This window comes from Streptomyces sp. NPDC043853 (assembly GCF_056436025.1).
Genome location: NZ_JBWKDJ010000001.1, coordinates 332,704 through 349,164, shown reverse-complemented (window position 1 = coordinate 349,164; position 16,461 = coordinate 332,704). Strand labels below are relative to the sequence as shown.

Below are 16,461 nucleotides of genomic sequence, written 5' to 3'. Positions count from 1 at the left end.
TGGTTGTGATCCTTGCCCGACCCCAAGCGGCCGCCGGCTACTTGGAGTTCATCTCGATGGCCATCGCCCTGTCGAACCGGCCGTCGGCCAGCACATCCCAGCTCGGCAGCGAGGCCAGGTACTGGTAGAAGGCCGAGTGGACCTTCACCGTCGCCAGCGACTTCAGGTCCTCCTCGGTGACGTCCTCCTCCGCGAACACCCGCGAGTCCTCGTCCTTCACGTGGCCGTTGATCCGGCGGGCGGCCTTGGCGTACGCGTCCGAGCGGATCTGGCTGATGTAGGTCTGAGACCCATCGGCGCTGCGCAGTTCGCCGTCGCCGCCGACCGAGAAGTGCTCGCGATCCCGCTCCAACTCGGTCTGCGCGGACTTGTAAGCCTCGGCGATCTCGATGTCCAGGCTTTTGACCTTCGCCGAGCCGTCGGGATTGACCAACATCTCCTTGCTGATCGTCCCCTCCGCGTAGAGCAGACGCTGCCGCTCGACGCTGACCGCCTGACTCTCGGCGACTGCGACACCGACCTCGACGTTCTCGATGAACTGGTCCTCGTCGAACATGCTCATCCCCTCGTACTCGTCGGGGTCGACGACCACCGGAGCGTTGGGGTCCTGGCCCTCGTCCACCGTGGTCATCGTCGTGATGACCTCCATGACCTCGTCGGCGTAGACATCCGGGTCCAGGCGCTCGATGTCGACCTCCCGGTAGCCGTAGATCTCCTTGTACTGCGCCTTCGCGTCCGCGGCCTTGACCGCCTGCCGCACGCGTTTCTCCAGCATCTTCACGAAGTCCGGCTGATTCATCCGCACGTCGAAGTCCATGGCACTGGACAGCGTCGGGATCGTCTGCAGTGAGTACGTGTGCCCCGGGTGCTTGATCGTGTTCCCCAGCAGCCGGACCGACATCGGCAGGATCGTCTGGTTGCGGTTCCAGATCGGCGCATCGCCGGCCCGGAAGACGATCGAGTTGCGCGGCGAGAGGAAGGCCATGTCGTTGTAGCTGATCAGCGGCTCTTCCTTGGTGCTCATCGTGTAGGAGACCCGGCCCTCGGTCTTGCCGCCGATGACCTTGTCGAGATCCTGGCTGATCTGCTTGCTGTCCCTGTACGAGCGGTGAGTCTTGCCGCTCATCTTCTCCAGCGTCTCGATCATCGAGTCGTCCGTGGACTTCAAGAAGACGATGTTCGAGGTGTTGCCCTGCACGATCTTGTCGACGCTCTCGCCGTAGACGTCGCGCAGTTGCTGCAGGGTCTGCAGGATGAGCGTGAACTGCTGCTCCTGGCCCAGGCCGATGGAGAGCATCGTCGCGAAGCCGTCGATGCCCTTGCCCTCCGACTGCAGGTTGCCGAGCTCGTCGAGCATGAACCGCGTGCGGTAGAGCGGCTTCTGGTTCGACTTCGTCATGTACGACTGGTCGGCGCTCACGTCGAACAGCTGCTTGACCAGAATCAGGATCAGTTTCGCGTACTTCATCAGGTGAGGCGGAGTCACCAGGAACAGCGCCTTCGGGGACTCCGAGTAGCGAGACAGTTTCTGCGTGATCGCCCGTGCCTGATACGAGACCTTCTCCGGGTTGCCGCCGCCGGAGAAGTCGAGTCGCGTGTCCGGGTAGAGGGTGTCCCCGGCCTGGAAGGACAGGATCTTCCCGTCCCGAGTGCCACCCTCACGCACCGGCTTCAGCTCGCGCATCACGCCGTTCTTCACGATCTTCTTGCCCGTCACCGGCTCGACCACGTAGTGCCGGCCATTGAGCGAGACCTGGTGGGTCTTCGTGAAGCTGAAGTAGAAGGTGCGCAGCAGCATCTTCGTCTGTGGGTTGACCAGCTCCAGCTTGAGCCAGGCTTCGTTGCCAGGGAACTTGCCCTTGAAGTTGTACCGGGCCCAACCTTCGCGGCCGACGATCTCCTCGTGCTCGAAGTCCTCGCCGAGGTTCTTGGTGAACATTGGGTCCGCGTAGGCGGACCACACGGCCTGTTGACCGACGAGGTGGTCGCGCTTGACGTAGTTCGGCGCGAAGCGCACGCCGAGGCGACGCGGGAAGCTCAGGCCGGCCAGGTCGGTGTTCTGCGACGGCTTGCCCGAGGTCAGCGTCGAGATCGTGGGGTCGGTGAAGAACGACATGGCGGTGATCGCGATGCCGTACACAGAGGCGAGCATCTTCTCTGCGCCGGCCATCGAGCGCAGCGCGTTGTGGGCGTTGCCCACCATCGTGCGCATGTTGTTGCGGGGCAGCGCTTCGCTCGCGTTGAAGTACAGGCTGAGCATGTCCTGATCGGCCTTGCCTTCCCACATGAAGGCCCGGGCCGCAGCCTTCTCCTGCTCCTCGGCCAGGGCGTCCGCGTCGTTCTCGAACTCGCCTGCCTTGACGCGCTTTTCCAGTTCGGCCTCAGGGTTCTTGATCTTCTTCGAGCTCATCTGCACGAAGAGCTGGTAGCAGTTGTAGAGCGTGACCTTGCCCCAGAGGTCGTCGAGCTTCTGCTCGAGCAGCGCCGGGTCCATGTTCAGCACGGCTGCGGCGCTGCGCAGCTCCCGTTCCTCTTCCAGGTAGAAGTCGATGAGTCCGTAGGCCGCGCGCTTGAAGGCGTTGTTGGCGGCATTGGGCCAGACCGGGTCCTCGCCGCCGTCGAGCGGAAAGAAGATCCCGGCGATGTTCTCCACATACAGTGCGCACTTGGTGAAGTTGCCTTCACGCGCTGCGTCGGCCGCCAGCCCCAGGGGGTTGTAGATGTCGGTCTTCATGGAGTTGATCAGGTTGAACTGCACCGGTTCGAACCCCCGGGTGACCAGGGGCACGTAGTTTTTCACCAGCAGCTCGCCCTTGGGGTCGTTGATGACCATGTTCGAGGGCTTCTTCTCTCGCGACCACATGTCGATGACCGGCTCGATGTACGTCTGGCCCTTACCGGCTCGGGTAATGGCCAGCACCATGGTGTTCACCGGCGCGGTATCGACTACGTACGCCCCGGCAGGGCGCTGGACCTCGTACTCCGGGAACGTCCAGTCCTCCTTGATCAGGGCAGCGACGGTCTTGTACGTGTTCGATCCGAAGCCGAGTTTGTCCCGGTTCTTGCCGTCAGGGTTGTACGGGATGCGTGTGGCGTCGTACTTCTGCCGCAGGGTCTTGTCATCGGGGATGCCGGAAGCCTCGAACAGCTCGTCGCCGAAGGCTTCGTCGATGATCGGCAGGGTCTGCGTCAGCGGACTGCCTGCGTCGTCGTCCATGGCCTCGCCGGCGTAATAGACGAGGTTCCCCTCCTCGTCGGTGACGTCCTCCTTGGCGCGCTGGGCGACCTCGACGGTGCCCAGACCCTTCTGCCTGAGCATCATGTGGCTGAGCATCGAGCTGACCTGCACGCTCGAGTGAGCACCGGCGTCAGGGAACCAGTCGTAGTTCCGCTGGATCTCTTCCGGCAGAGCGATGTGCTGGTCGTTCTGGTACTGGTTGATGTCGCTCGTGGTGTTCATCAGGTTCGCCGCGGCGACCCGCCGCGAGAACCATGTGCCGATCATGAGAGCGACCATCAGACCCGAGCCGAGCGTGATGAAGAGCTTGAACCCCGAGACTTCGGCCAGCTGCTCTCCGACCGTCGTCGCGCTCTTCTTGGGCTCAGCCCGCCCGCCGGCGCCGAGCTTGCCGTCCTTCGCCGCGGTGTACCAGATGGGGACCGGAACAGCCTCAGCGCTCGGGTGGCACTTCGCCTTCACGTCCGGGTTGCCGTCCTGGGTCAGGGGTCGGTAACACTTCACGACCGAGCCGCCCGCACCCGTCGTGGTGTCCCGAACGTAGTACGCACTCGGCTTGCCGCTGCCGGACACACCCGAGCCCGCGAACACGCCCACCGAGAGCACCGCCGTGGCGATGAGCGAGTAGAAGACCCAGGCAACGACCGTCACCAGCAACCCGGTGATCACCGCGACGACGATGCCCGGTCTGGTCGACCTCCGGGTCAGGAACTTGCTGCGGTCCAACTGCTGGTTGTCGTACACGTCTCGGCTCGTCAGCGTCTCGCCGGGCGTTCGCGCCGAGATCTTCTCCCAGCTGGTCGCCTTCGGCCGTGCCGCCTTCCGCCTGTTCGTGGCCATCGTGATTCCTAACTCTCGAGCCTCGCTCATTTCGCTGTCCCGCTGTCCAGTGCGCCCGGCTGCGCAGACGACGACGGCGCACGGGGAACGCGCCCCATGCGCCGTCAGGTCACCCCGTCGGTCATGACCGGATCGCTCAACGGATCCAGACCACCCCGACGATGAAGCCGGCCACACCCATCAGGAGCGAAAGCGTGACGATCATGACGACGAGGATCTTGTTCGAGCGGCTCTGGATCTCGGAAGCCCGCGCCAGCTCGTTGGCGTAGGCCTCCTTGTCGGCCTGCATCTCCGTCAGGCGTGCTTCGTACCGCCTGGCTACTGAATCCTCGACCGTCGACAGCTGCTTGAGCAGGTCGGTGACCCGCGTCACCTGGAAGTTGGTCTTCTCCTTCTCCAGGTTGAGGTTGTGCTGCCACTCGGCGTCCCGAGTCGTCATCTGCGTGATGGCGTCCTTGCGGTTGCGTTCGAGCTCGTCCTCCATGCGGCGGATCCGGTCGGCGTGCTCAGAGCGCACCGATTCCAGGAGGTCCTGCTGTTCCCGGCGCAGGATGCCGATCTCGTCCGTGGTCCGCTGGTGCTCGGCGAGCGCCTCGAACTGGGCGATGTCGGCCTTGCGGTTGTCGTCGACGATTCGCTGGATCTCGGACTTCCACTGGTTCAGGCGCTCTTCCTCGGCCGCCAGGTACTCCGACTGCCGCTCGGCCAGCACCTCGAATATCCGCGTCTGCCCGGTCTGCATCTTCAGCGTTGCGTCCGACCGCCGGACCCGCAGGATTTCCTGCTGGTTGTGCGCGTGGGTATCCTCGATGTCCCGCTCGATCTGGGCGACGGAGTCAAGCTGCTCGCGCTCCATCCGCGAGCGGTTGCGCTCCTTGTACTGCAGCTCCGCCGAAAGCGCCGCCTGCTGGGCCACCTTGGTGGCCTGCGCCTCATATTCCCTGGCGATCTCCGCCCGGCGGGCTCGGACCTTTTCCTCCCTCTCTGCCTGCCGCTGCTGGTGCTCCGCCTCAGCCGCGTCCTTCAACAGCTTGTACCGGGAGCCCTCGCGGTCGGTGGCCACCGCACGGATGACCTGCTCGGTGTGCGCCGACATGAGGTTGACGTAGAGCGCACGCAGCTCAACCTCGTGCGCGGAACGGAGCTGCATCAAGTCCGCGTTGGCCTGCCGGTTGAGCTGGGCGACCTGGTCCCCGAGCCACTCGGTCGCTCCCTCGGGCACGGCGATCTGTACGACCGGTGCGCCGATGGCGAAGGTCGCGTCGAACTCGTCAAGCCGGACGTCCAAGTCCAGCTCGTCAGAGAGGAACCGGCGGGCGATGACGTCGCGTACCTGGGCCTGATCCGCCAACAGCACGGCGTCGTCGGCCTCCTGGTGGTCGCCTTCGATGCCGTAGCCGGCGTCGGTCTCGTCGAAGCCCTCATAGTCGGTCACCTCGTCGCCGTCGTGGTCCGGCTCCGACTCGACCGAAGCGGTGCCCACGTCGTCCCCGTCGAACAGGGGTGCGTCCACCCCTTCATCGTCGTCGACGACGTCGCTGAAACGCGGCTCGACGTCCAGGCCCTCGTCAGCCCCCTCGTCACCGGGGATCTCATCGAAGATCGCATCCCCCTCGTCCTCATCGAGGAGCGCCGGGGCGGGGTCGGCGGTCCCAGCATCGGCGACCAGGCCGCTGTGTTCTTCCCACGCCTTCTTTCCCACGGCTTCTTCGAGGGTCCTGACACCTGCAGCGACGAAGCGCGCCTCTGCGAAGGTCGCATCGTTCACCAGATCGACGAGCAGATCGCCGCCGGGCTTCTGCCACACGACGGCCCAGGCGTAGGTGGCACCGGTGAGCAGTGAGTACTCCTCCATGCGCGCGAGGGTCTCGGCGGTGGGGATGATGCCGAAGACTTCCTCTTCGAGCATCTCTGCCGTGGCCACCGTGCGGATCTGGTCGGAGCTGATGAGCTCGATGATCGAGCCCTTCGCCTCGTCCCGGCCGTGCCGCGTACTCAGGCCGCCGATCTCCTCGGCAGCAAGCACGAGCATCACCCAGGCCGTGCCGCTGGGAAAGACGAACGGAGTGTTCGACCGCAGCAACTCGACCGCTGCCGGGATCGCCGTCTCTCTCACCACGGAGGCCAGAAGCTCGTTGGGCTTCTTCTTCCGTTCCTTCTTCTGGCGGACCGCCGCCGCTCCCAGAATGCCCATTGATGCCGATCTCCTCGCCAAAAGAACAGAGTCCGCCTGGTTTACGAGCATCCTATCGTCGCCTTGTCGGAGTGAGCAACTATAGGGTATCGAAGGGCTGTCGACTCATGAGTCGACTAGGTCCCGCCGGCCTTGACCGACTCATCGCACCGCACTGACCTCGATGTAGGCATCGGAACTCAGCAGGTTCTTGTCGTCGCTGACCAAGTCGCCGACGACGTCGATGCGGATCCGTCGCTCCGAGGGGTGCTCGTTGAGAAAGGTCGCCACCGCGGTGGTGACCTCGTCGGTCAGCCTCGCCACGGCCGCACGCGCGCCGCCGGCATCGGAGTCGGTGTCACCCTTGTCCTCGATGAGGTACTGCAGCACCCTCGCATCGACGTCGACACGAACGTTGTGCTTGATGAACACCTCCTGCACCATCTGCCGCAGCTTCTTTCGCACGATCTTCTGCTGCGTCGGCAGCGACAGTGGCTGGAAGGGTACGATCGCGTCGATGCGGCCCAGCAGCTCGGGCGGGAACCGGTTGTCGCCCGTCGTCGAGGAGATGGAGCGGCGGATCAGCTTCTCGTACTCCATGAGCTGTTTGCCCGAGCCGGTGTCGTCGGCGGCGTACTGCGAGATGCTCTTGTAGATCTCCGTGCCGGCGTTCGTCGTCAGAACGATGTACGTGTTGAGGAAGCTCACTTCGCGGTTGTTGTCGTCGTTGAGCCGGCCGTCGTCGAGCACCTGTAGCAGCACGCGCGTGACCATCGCCGAGGCCTTCTCGACCTCGTCGAAAAGCAGTACGGCGTGGGAGAGGTCCCACACCCGCTTGGTGAGTTCGGAGCGGAAGGCCGCGAATGACGAGTCCTCGGCGTACTCCGTCATGTCGAAACGAATCAGGTGCCGCTGGTCATCGCCGAACAGCAGCTTCGCCAGCTGCTTGGTGAGTTCGGTCTTGCCGACACCAGTGGAGCCCGTGAACAGCAGGCTCGCCATTGGCTTTCCCTTGTCGTTGAGGTCCGCCACCGCCAGCTGTAGGCGACGTGCCACCGCGCTGGTCGCCCATTCCTGGCTGAACACCTTCTCGTCCAGCTGCTTCTTGATCTTCGCGCCGTCGACCTTGAAGGCCACGTTGACGTTCAGGGTCTCCATGAGCACGTCCGAGAGCAGGTCCCGGTCCATCGGCCGGTGCGTCAGGCGAGACCAGCCGACCATGGAGTCGAGCACGAGGATCGACTTGCGCGGTTGAGCGCTGGCCGGCATGTAGCGCTGGGTGTACTCGTAGATCTGCCGGAAGATGTGGTCGTCGTAGAACTCGTCAGCCACGCCATATCGTTCGGCCATGCCCTGCAGAATCTTGATGGTCGTCGACTGGTCGGGCGGGTTCAGGTTGATGCGTTGCAGTCGCTCGACGAGCGGCTGGTTCGGCGAGATGTGCTTGTGGAACTCCTCGTAGGTTGTCGCCGCGATGATCCTGATGCCGCGGGTTCCCGATGCGGCGAGGACCGGCTTGATCGCCTCGACGGCGGCGTCGGAGAGCTGAGCGATCTGGTGGAACTCGTCGATGAAGAGGACCAGTTCGTGCTGCTCGCTTCTGACGAAGTCCTCGGCCTCGTCGAAGAAGCCCTTGAGAATCGCGGCCATGTTCTCGGCGGTGCCCGCCTCGGAGATCATGCGCGCTGGGTCCACTTCCAGGTAGAGGCGTTCCTTGTCCACCAGCATCGTGGCCTGGACCAGGGCCGTCTTGCCTGTGCCGGCCTCGGCCAGCAGGAGCGCGTTGCACAGCTCGGGGCGGCTCAGCGACGCCAGCAGCTGTGTCGTCTCGTGCTCGCGGCCGACGATGTCGCGCTCGGCCTTCTTCAGCGGCTCCGAGAGTTTGGACAGGAGCCGGTAGCGCTCGTTGAGCTGCACCTCTTGAAACATGCCACACAAGACCTCTCGACAGGACTGACGATTCGACTGCAAAATCAGTCGAAACCTATCATGAGCCGCACTCGATAGGACGGGTAATGGGGGGCGAGAAGGGCTCGTGAGGGCATTCGGAGGTGGGCCTTGGAAGGCGGTCGCGCGATCAGTGCTCGACATCTCGTAGTCGTAGGTCGTGCACTCCAGTGGGTCAAGGCGATCGACTTGTGCGTCCGGATGCGTGCGGTCGCGCGCTGACGGTTTCGGTGGTGCGAGCTGACCGGCAGGCAGGCGCCCCCGTGTAGCCGAAATGCCCCTGGATGTCATTCCAGGGGCCTTTCGAGGGCTTGACTGGGCCTCGACCTTGGTCTCAGCCGACCGTCGGCTGGTCGACCTCGACCTCGGCTGCCTGCTCCCGCTCGGTCTCGGGAGCCGAAGCCTGGGCCTGTGACTCCTTGGCCGCGGCCTGGGCCCTGCGGGCTGCGCGCATGGAGGCCAATTGGTAGTCCAGCGTTTTGCTGTCGACCTTGAACTCGGAGGCCTCGACGGACTTGGTGTTGACCACCAGGCCGGTGCCGTGCGTCGCGGGCATCACATTGCCCTTGAAGCCGTAGATGGTGCCGATCTCGTTGCCGTCCTTGTCCAGGATCGGCTCGGTGTTCGGCCCCGCGGCCCTGGCGATCTCCTCCATCTGACCGGTGGAGTACGGGGCGCCGTTGTTGTAGCGGACCTTGCCGTCCTCGCCCTGAACCCGATCGGACTTCAGATGGAGGTTCGTTTGCTTCGGGCCGCGCAGATCTCGAGCGTCAAGCTGGATGTCAGCGTACTGGGACTTGCCATTGCTGGTGAAGCCCTTCTTGTAGGCTATCGCGATGAGGTTGACTCCGGTCATCGCGCCCGGGCCCCTGAGAAGTGCCATGATCTTTTCTCTCCACTTGTTCCGACTGTCATCTGACAGTCGTCCGTGATCGGTCACATCGCCCGAACAGGACGTAACCAGCCTGTCTAGTCACGCTCAAAAGCGGTTGAGATGGACGGCTGATGCGAGTCGAATGCCATCTCGGTGTCTGCTGTGGTCACAGCCTGATCGACCCGGGCCTGGACCCGCACGACCAGGCCGGCGTCCAGCGAGGAAGCCTTGGACCGCCGCATCCGCTCGGCCTGCCCGCGCCCGGCGCGCAGCTCCGCGATTCGGGAACGCAACATGAGCGAGCCGGATCCCTGGCCCGTCTGCTGGGACGTCAGCTCCCGGGAGACCCGTGTCATCGCCGCGACATCGTTCACCGGCAGATCGGGAATCGCCTCTGCCTGACCGGACTGGTCCAGGTAGTCCATCGCCGCCAGCAGCAGCCGTCGGCGATCCCTGGCCGTCTCGACGAAGGCCTGGTGGGCGCGCGGCCCGATTCGGACGTCGGTGACGAAGTCGTAGCCCAGGTGATGTAGATCCAAGCCCTTGACCTCGTCGAAGTCATACGTCGTACCGACGACGACCTTGAAGTCCGTGCTGACCGCGTCCGTCTCCGTACTCGCCCGACCCTCGGCGCTCGACCCCACGCGCAGCACCAGGCCGGAGGAAGCGAGATCGGCCCGGAGGCCGTCCAACTTCCGGTCATAGGACTGCTTCATCGTCCGAATGCGCGCGTCCAGCACCGCCCGGCCGCGCATGCCCTCGGTCAGGAGCCTGCCGCCGGGCTGATCGTAGATCGTCCGGCCCAGATTCTCGGCCCCCTCGGAGTCTTTCATCCGCTGCAGAGAGGCATCCGCGCGCAGGGCCATGAGCGAGAGCAGCCGCCGGCCGTAAGCCGCCACGTCTTGCTGCTGCTCGTGCCATGCGCCCGCACCCCCGACAAAGGGCAGGAAGTGCCGGTACTTGCTCATCAGCCTCCAGTGGTAGGCCTCCTCGAAGCGATAGAAGTCGTAGAGCGGGCGCGAATCCTCGGCGGCCACACCGGCCCTATCGGCCCGTTCCCACTGGTGGGTGAGATCGCGGTAGACCCCGACCTTCTCCCGGTGATGCCGTAGACGTGAGGCGTAGCTGCGCAGCCGGAAGCCGAAGGAGACCAGATCGGCTTCCGTGTTCTCGTGGTCCACCTGACGATCTGCAGCCAGCGCCGCCATCTGCTGGTAGTCCATCCCCATGACTTCGAGCATCGGCGTGCGCACTCGCAGTTCCGACTCCGGCATGGCCCGAAGCATCTGGTAGATGCCGTTGACGGCGCGCTCCGTGATCTGCGTACGTCCCTGCTCGACCAGCTTCTGCCATTCCTCCGTGCTCAGAGACTCCTTCGCGCGGCGCTCGTTGGCGTAGTCGACGATGCGCTCCATGGCCGCGGGCATCGGGGACCCAGCACGTTCGAGCTGCTCCTTCACGAGCTCGGTCACCAGCTGGTTCGCCTTGCGCATGCGAGCGTCGTCCGAGCCGGCGCGCCAAAGCGTTCGGTCCCCAGGCAGGCAGGCGACCAGAAACTGCGGCAGGGACTCGGCACGGATTCGCTCGTGCGCCCACCGCTTGATGAAGGTGGTGACGTTGCGCCGCTCGTAACCGACGGCGCTGGAGAGGTGAGCGACCGCCTGCTTCTCGTGGAGCCAGGCATCGACGCCGCGGCGGAGCCGGGACTTGTGCCGGTCCAGTAGCTTGCCGCGCTGCGTGCCGTTCTTCGTCACCTGGCCCCGGCCGCCGTCGACCATGGCCAGGTGGCAGTGCACGTGCTCGGTGTCGACCTGGATGACCCCCACGTACCGCAGGTCGTCGAAGCCGCTGGTGCCCGAGCCCATCCGCTCCAAGCCGTACATGATCGCCATGCGCAGCTTCATCTGATCGATGTGGCCGCGGTAGTCACCGCGGGCTTCGCAGCGGAAGTCAACGTCGATGATCTTTTGTTTCCGCAGGTACTCCTCGTCGAAAGACAGCACGGTCTTCAACACGGTGTGCCCCGCGTCGAAGTAGTGCTGGATGTCCTTGCCGGCCGCCTTGAGCTGCTCGTCCGAGAGCGAGACCGATCCGTAGCCGAACGCTACGCCGCCGTCGCCTTGGGCCTGGCGCATCTCGTGCTTCGTCGCACCCCGCGAGATGCCGACGCGCTCGACGGCGGACTCCCGGGCCGTGTAACGCAGGATGAAGTCGTCGGTGCGCAGACGCTGGATCGGAGCCAGGGACTCCGTCGCCTGCGCGCGGGCCATGTACCGGGTGACGTAGTCGCCCGGCGTCGCGCCGCGCGAACCCTTGCCGCCGGGCAGCGGCACGGTGAACTCATTCACGATCACGATGTCCTGCTTCAGGCCCATCGTCGCTCTCCTTCCTGTCTCGCCACCGATGTACTACGGGCCCCGGCTGCTGTCAGCCGGCTTCCCGGGCCGCGCGCGTCATGCCTGATCCGTCCTCAGGAGCCCAAGCTCTGCTCGTCGTCAACGCCGAAGTCCAGATCGGCCGCACGCTGGGCCACCTGGAGCCTGCGCTCGTCCAGGCTCGGGACGGGCTTGACCTCATGTCGGCGTGTCTCCTCCTTCTCCTTCTCCTCCTCCAGGTCGGGATCGAGGTTCAGGTCGCGTTGCGCCTCATGGGTCGGGACCGAGGAAGCGGAAGGCACCTCCTGCTCTTCAGCCCTGTCCAGTGGTGCAGCCACGCGCTCCCTGTAGAGGTTCTCCGTGGTGCCCTCGGTGCTCGCACGCTCGGTCTTGTACTGCTCCCGTTCGGCGGCGATCTCCGCCTCGATCTGCCGCAAGCGTGCGTTCATGCCGTCAGCGACCGGCGCTGCCTCGGGCGTGGGCGCTCCGACGACCTGCTTGGTCTCGGTGTCCAGGGCCAGCTCGTCCTCGGTGAACAGCGGGTCGATCGCGTCCGAGCGCGACTTCAGCCCACGTGCGTCGACTACGGCCTCGGCCCGCGGGACGCCGTTCTTGGATTGGTCGGCGAAGTAGCCGGCGAGGTCATAGCCGCTGGACTCGAGATCGATCTCCAAGCCCCCGATGCCGTGGATCTGGGTGAAGACCACGGGCACATCGCCTTCGGTCTGCACCTCCGACGGAGCGAGGACGAGCACGTCCGCCGTGGCCGGCAGTTCCCACTCGATCCCAGTGACCTGCTCGGGCACGGTGAAGCCACTCGTGAAGTATCCCTTGCCGGCCAGCACCACCAGCTGCTGGTCGTCGAACTCGTAGAAGGCGTCGACCTTCTCGCCCTGGCCGGGGGAGTAGGTCACCTGGGTTATACCGAACGGCAGGGCCTCGGCAGGGGTGACCGAGCGCAGCTCGCCCGTCATGTGCAGATACGGGCGATAGTTCTCCTCCTTGCCCCGATGCTTGAGGTCGAGCGAGACGACCATGACACCGAGCTCGGCGACCACCCCCTCCAGCCGGTACGTCTCCACTCCTCGTTCACGCAGGACGCGGTGGGCCCATACGTCGTTCATCGTCAGTCCTGCGGTACGCATCACTTGCTCCTCTTGCGGTTGGTCCTGCTCTGGTTGGTGGTCCTGGTCGTGGACTCCGGTGTGACGTCGGCCCCGGTCGCCTCGCCCCGGGCGTCCTGGATCTTCGCGATCATCCGTGTTGCCCAGCGCCACATGCCGCGCATCACGACGATCTCGCCCGCGACGAGCAGTGCGACCAGGAAGAGGAGCGGCACCAGCCACATGGCGATGGTTCCATCCGCGCTGAGCGCAACCCGGGATGCGCCCGACTGCTGGTGCAGCCATGCGCCCAGCAGCGGGATGATGACCACGGCCGTGATCCATGCCAGCAGGTAGTCGGCGAGAAGGACGACGGCCCGGAAGAACCCCGCCCACACCACGACGGAGAACCCACTGGCCTGATTCCTCGGAGCCAGGCGCCGCCATCCGGTGCGCGGCTTCGAAGCCTTGGGCTCCTTCTCAGGCTTGGCCGTGGTCTTCCTCGCCGCGGAGGCCGTGCTCGTCGGGACAGTCGTCTCGGTCTTCTCCAGGGCCTGAGTCGACATGTTCGTGTCCTTACGTCTCGTAGAGGTCTTCTGGGGTGCGTGCCGAAACGGTGGGTGCTTCGCTCACCGTTTGGGCTTGGGGGAGGACTGTTCCTCGCCGGCCCCGACGAGGGCGTCGCGGGTCTTGCCGGAGGCCCGATAGGCGTCCAGCGATGTCGCCGTGCCGTCCTGAGAGGTGGAGTAAGTGAGGACCACGAACTCGCTCTTGGCGGCGCTGCTCTTATCCGGCCCAACGCGGACCGGATCGAGACGGGCCACCCCCATGTAGGAGTAGTTCAGGCCCTGCACTCCACTCACATGAACGTCCAGATCGGCAAGCGCGTACGTCGTCCCAGCGCCCTTGGTGGCTCCGGTCGCAGTCATCCACTCCGGCACGAACTCAGTCAGCACCCGGGACTCGTGGTCGAGGAAGCCGTAGCGCGCGTCGAGTAGCGCCTGCTGCTCCTTGACGGTCCGGCTCGACGCCGAGCTGTCCGTGAGGCCGAGCAGAAGGGACCGGCACGTCGTCCTGTCACGGTTCACCCGCTCGATGTCCACGCCCGGCAACTGGGCCAGCAGCGCCGTGTGTCGTGCTGCGAGCTCGGTCCGGGCGTCGCTGAGGTCGCCTTCGAGCTTCTGAACGACCGCGTTGTCCTGGATGTCCGACACCGCCGGACCGTCGCTGAGCAGGCCGGCTCCGAGTGTGACCACCGAGAGCGCGAGCAGCGCCCCGGTGCCGCCGAGCAGGATCCTCCCGGCGTGCAGGCGCAACTTGTCGTTGATCTCCTCCTTCACGGTGCCCTCACCTCCTGCTCCAGAGCCTTGCCCGTGACCGTCGTACCGATCCGGATGTTCACGAATGCGTTGCGGACCAGGTCGTAGTCGGCGCGTGCCCAGGCCAGCACCGCCGGCTTTTCGCCCGCCCCGGTCCTGGTCTCCATCGCCAGCCAGGTCACCGCGATGGTGCCGTCGTCGTTGACCAGATAAGGCACCTGGCCGGCCCACTCGAAGCCCGAGTCGAAGCTCATGGGGATCCCGACGCCGGCTGGTACGTCCTTGTCGCCGGCGAGCAGGTACCACGGACCCAGGTCTTCCTGGTGTACCGAGGGGGCAAAGTAGGGGATGAGATTCCGTAGCGTCGACTGAGACGTCGCCGCGTCGAGCTTGCCGCCGTCTGCCGCCACCTTGGGCGTCAGGTAGCGGTAGTCGTTCTGCAGCTTCGCGACTTGACCAGCCGCCCTCAGGGCCGCGGTCAGACCACGCTCGGCGTCGTCGGCCTTCGGTAGCGCCGCGGTCTTCGCCTCGGTGATCCTGAGCTGCTCCCGCAGAGAGGACACCTCCGGTACAGCCGTACCGCGCACCGCGCTCTGGCCGTCGGATATTCCTGCGGAGAGCAGGAAGCACAGCAGTGCGCCGACACCCATGCTCAGACCGGCCGCAAGGGTGCGCTTGCCCAGGCTGCCCGCGGGCTCCATGGGCTCAGGAGTGTCCGCGCCCTCCTGCGAGGACCTGGACGTCGCGACAAAGCGCGTCTTGCGTACCGCGGACCCGCCCGACTCATCGGTCTGTGTCGACGCCATTGCTCCTCAACTCGCTGTTCCACTCAAATACCAGTCTAACTCTATCAGTGAGACGAGTCGAAAGGGCATGTGAGTCATTTGGAATGGCGAGTCTCGCCGCTCGCCGGTACGCCGGAGAGGTTCGCGACCTTGCCCTGGGCGTCGACCGTGACGAAGAGGAGCGCGCGCCGGTACGCCGTGACACTGGCTTTGCTCGCCTTGTTCTGGGACGTCGCGTCGGAGGTGACCTCGACGTCGGCAAGGACGGCGTAGGTGTAGACGCCCGCCTTGGCGTCGATGACCTCCACGTCCGGATCCGCGCCGAGGGCCGAGTTCAGGCCAACCGCGTCGATGTAGTGGTAACGCCGCCCTTGGGAATCCTCGTTGAACCTCGACGGGGGCATGAACGACTTCAGGAACATCTCGTTCTCGGTGAGGTCGAACCGACTCTTCAGCCTCTCGCGCGCAGCCTCGTAGCTCTGCCCCGAGTCCCACGTGAAGACCATCGAGAGCAGCGACTTGATGCGCTCGCGGTCGGTGCTCAGCCGACTCCGGCTGACACCCAGGGCCGCCATGACGTCCGCGTTCACCTGCTCGGCGTCACTCTTCCGGACTGCCGCCAGATGTCCCTCGATATCGTTGATCCGGGCTTCCTGCTCAACCAGGGACGCGTGCCGACTGCTCCAGGTCACTCCGCCAACCGTCGCGACCACCGTGAGGACCGCTGCCGTCCCCAGGACCGAGAGGTTGCGCCGGAAGAATCCCCGCCGCGCGGGTGCTGCCGTCTGCTCCGTCATCGCTTCCCGCCCGCCTCCTGTGTGCCCGTGCCACTGAGTTCGGGTACTCCGGACCCGGCCGGCATCCTGACCGCCGGGTTCTCGTGCGGAGCCCCGGCGGCGGTTACCACGAGGGCCAAGTGGTCGAAGGCCCCCGCCGTGCCATTGCGTACGTAACGCGCGCTCGCCCAGGCGAGCACCTCGCCGCTCGTCGTGTCCCGGCACAGCCAGATGACCCTTGCCTGGTTCGTCGCGCCGGAGCCGCCCTTCACGCTCAGATCGGGCATCACCGTCTCGACCTTCCATGCGTACGTGCTCGGGGCAGCTGCCTTGTCGCCGTCGTAGCGGATGTACCAGGCGTGGCGCGGATCGATCTCGGTGGTCGCGTCGAACGGCGTCATCGACGACGTGCTGTACGCCTCCTTGTCACTGACGAGGAAGGAGTCCTTGCCGAACAGCGGCGCCAAGTCCCGTCGGTGTTTGACAATTTCGAGCGTGGCCTGGTTCGGAGCCCCGTTCTTCGGGCTGGGCTGGACATCGGCCTGGTGGTACAACTCGGCGAAGGTCTGCTCACCCGCCGCGACCTTCTTCGCGTCGGCGGCTGCCGCCTCGGCGAGCTCTGACAACTGCGCGCCGACGTCCGCCTTCGCGGGCTTGGACTGGGCATCGTCCAACTGTTGCGTGAGCTGGAGGATCCGGGCCTCGTTGTCCGCTGTGGTCGTCTTGAAGCTCTCGCCCGTCACGCCCGCAGTGATGACCAGGGCGAGGATCCCGGCACTCATCACCGCGGTGACGCCGCGGCGGAGCAGGCGCGCGTTGTCCGCCGGGGCGCGGGCCTGGCCCTTCTCTCGCCGGCGCATCATCCAGCCCGCGAAGCGCTCTTCGAGCTCGACTCCGGTGACCTTCGTGTGCGTCTTCGATACCGCGGGCTTCTCCCCGGGCATCGACTCGCTCTCCTGCTCCGATCCGTTGCCCTCGGACTCGTCAGGGGTTGTCGTCACGGAACGCTCCTAACTCCGCGTTGTTCTCAT

At 65.4% G+C, this 16,461-nt stretch carries 11 protein-coding genes; all 11 read right to left on the bottom strand.

Annotated elements, in window-relative coordinates:
• Window positions 1-37 precede the first annotated feature (37 nt).
• Window positions 38-4,078 (bottom strand): type IV secretory system conjugative DNA transfer family protein, encoded by a 4,041-nt coding sequence (locus AC067U_RS01420; RefSeq protein WP_478827556.1) that lies wholly within the window; start codon window positions 4,076-4,078, stop codon window positions 38-40.
• Window positions 4,079-4,214: 136 nt separating this feature from the next.
• Window positions 4,215-6,272, bottom strand: a complete 2,058-nt coding sequence (locus AC067U_RS01415) for a hypothetical protein (protein WP_478827555.1) — start codon at window positions 6,270-6,272, stop codon at window positions 4,215-4,217.
• 141 nt (window positions 6,273-6,413) lie between these two features.
• On the bottom strand, window positions 6,414-8,168 hold the full coding sequence (locus AC067U_RS01410; RefSeq protein WP_469826065.1) for an AAA family ATPase: 1,755 nt from the start codon (window positions 8,166-8,168) through the stop codon (window positions 6,414-6,416).
• 364 nt (window positions 8,169-8,532) lie between these two features.
• Entirely contained in the window at window positions 8,533-9,081 is a 549-nt protein-coding gene (locus AC067U_RS01405; protein WP_478827554.1) for a hypothetical protein, read from the bottom strand.
• A gap of 86 nt (window positions 9,082-9,167) precedes the next feature.
• The gene (mobL, locus tag AC067U_RS01400) at window positions 9,168-11,447 is read right to left on the bottom strand and encodes a relaxase MobL (RefSeq protein WP_478827553.1); all 2,280 of its coding nucleotides are present in this window, start codon (window positions 11,445-11,447) and stop codon (window positions 9,168-9,170) included.
• 95 nt (window positions 11,448-11,542) lie between these two features.
• Complete coding sequence (locus AC067U_RS01395; RefSeq protein WP_478827552.1) at window positions 11,543-12,592, bottom strand: hypothetical protein; 1,050 nt, start codon at window positions 12,590-12,592, stop codon at window positions 11,543-11,545.
• Window positions 12,592-13,116: a hypothetical protein gene (locus tag AC067U_RS01390; RefSeq protein WP_478827551.1), complete on the bottom strand. Its 525-nt coding sequence runs from the start codon at window positions 13,114-13,116 to the stop codon at window positions 12,592-12,594. The genes AC067U_RS01395 and AC067U_RS01390 overlap by 1 nt, the downstream gene beginning before the upstream one ends.
• A 63-nt stretch (window positions 13,117-13,179) precedes the next feature.
• Window positions 13,180-13,890 (bottom strand): hypothetical protein, encoded by a 711-nt coding sequence (locus AC067U_RS01385; RefSeq protein WP_478827550.1) that lies wholly within the window; start codon window positions 13,888-13,890, stop codon window positions 13,180-13,182.
• Window positions 13,887-14,675: a hypothetical protein gene (locus tag AC067U_RS01380; RefSeq protein WP_478827549.1), complete on the bottom strand. Its 789-nt coding sequence runs from the start codon at window positions 14,673-14,675 to the stop codon at window positions 13,887-13,889. The genes AC067U_RS01385 and AC067U_RS01380 overlap by 4 nt, the downstream gene beginning before the upstream one ends.
• A gap of 74 nt (window positions 14,676-14,749) precedes the next feature.
• Window positions 14,750-15,451: a hypothetical protein gene (locus tag AC067U_RS01375; protein ID WP_478827548.1), complete on the bottom strand. Its 702-nt coding sequence runs from the start codon at window positions 15,449-15,451 to the stop codon at window positions 14,750-14,752.
• Complete coding sequence (locus AC067U_RS01370) at window positions 15,448-16,431, bottom strand: hypothetical protein (RefSeq protein WP_478827547.1); 984 nt, start codon at window positions 16,429-16,431, stop codon at window positions 15,448-15,450. Before AC067U_RS01370 ends, AC067U_RS01375 begins: the two co-directional genes overlap by 4 nt.
• Between the last annotated feature and the right edge of the window lie 30 nt (window positions 16,432-16,461).

What these genes read in the sequence shown, in the direction of transcription:
- AC067U_RS01420 (WP_478827556.1), bottom strand. Translation starts at nt 4,078, where the DNA reads ATGGCCACGAACAGGCGGAAGGCGGCACGGCCGAAGGCGACCAGCTGG.
- AC067U_RS01415 (WP_478827555.1), bottom strand. Translation starts at nt 6,272, where the DNA reads ATGGGCATTCTGGGAGCGGCGGCGGTCCGCCAGAAGAAGGAACGGAAG.
- AC067U_RS01405 (WP_478827554.1), bottom strand. Translation starts at nt 9,081, where the DNA reads ATGGCACTTCTCAGGGGCCCGGGCGCGATGACCGGAGTCAACCTCATC.
- mobL (WP_478827553.1), bottom strand. Translation starts at nt 11,447, where the DNA reads ATGGGCCTGAAGCAGGACATCGTGATCGTGAATGAGTTCACCGTGCCG.
- AC067U_RS01395 (WP_478827552.1), bottom strand. Translation starts at nt 12,592, where the DNA reads ATGCGTACCGCAGGACTGACGATGAACGACGTATGGGCCCACCGCGTC.
- AC067U_RS01390 (WP_478827551.1), bottom strand. Translation starts at nt 13,116, where the DNA reads ATGTCGACTCAGGCCCTGGAGAAGACCGAGACGACTGTCCCGACGAGC.
- AC067U_RS01380 (WP_478827549.1), bottom strand. Translation starts at nt 14,675, where the DNA reads ATGGCGTCGACACAGACCGATGAGTCGGGCGGGTCCGCGGTACGCAAG.
- AC067U_RS01375 (WP_478827548.1), bottom strand. Translation starts at nt 15,451, where the DNA reads ATGACGGAGCAGACGGCAGCACCCGCGCGGCGGGGATTCTTCCGGCGC.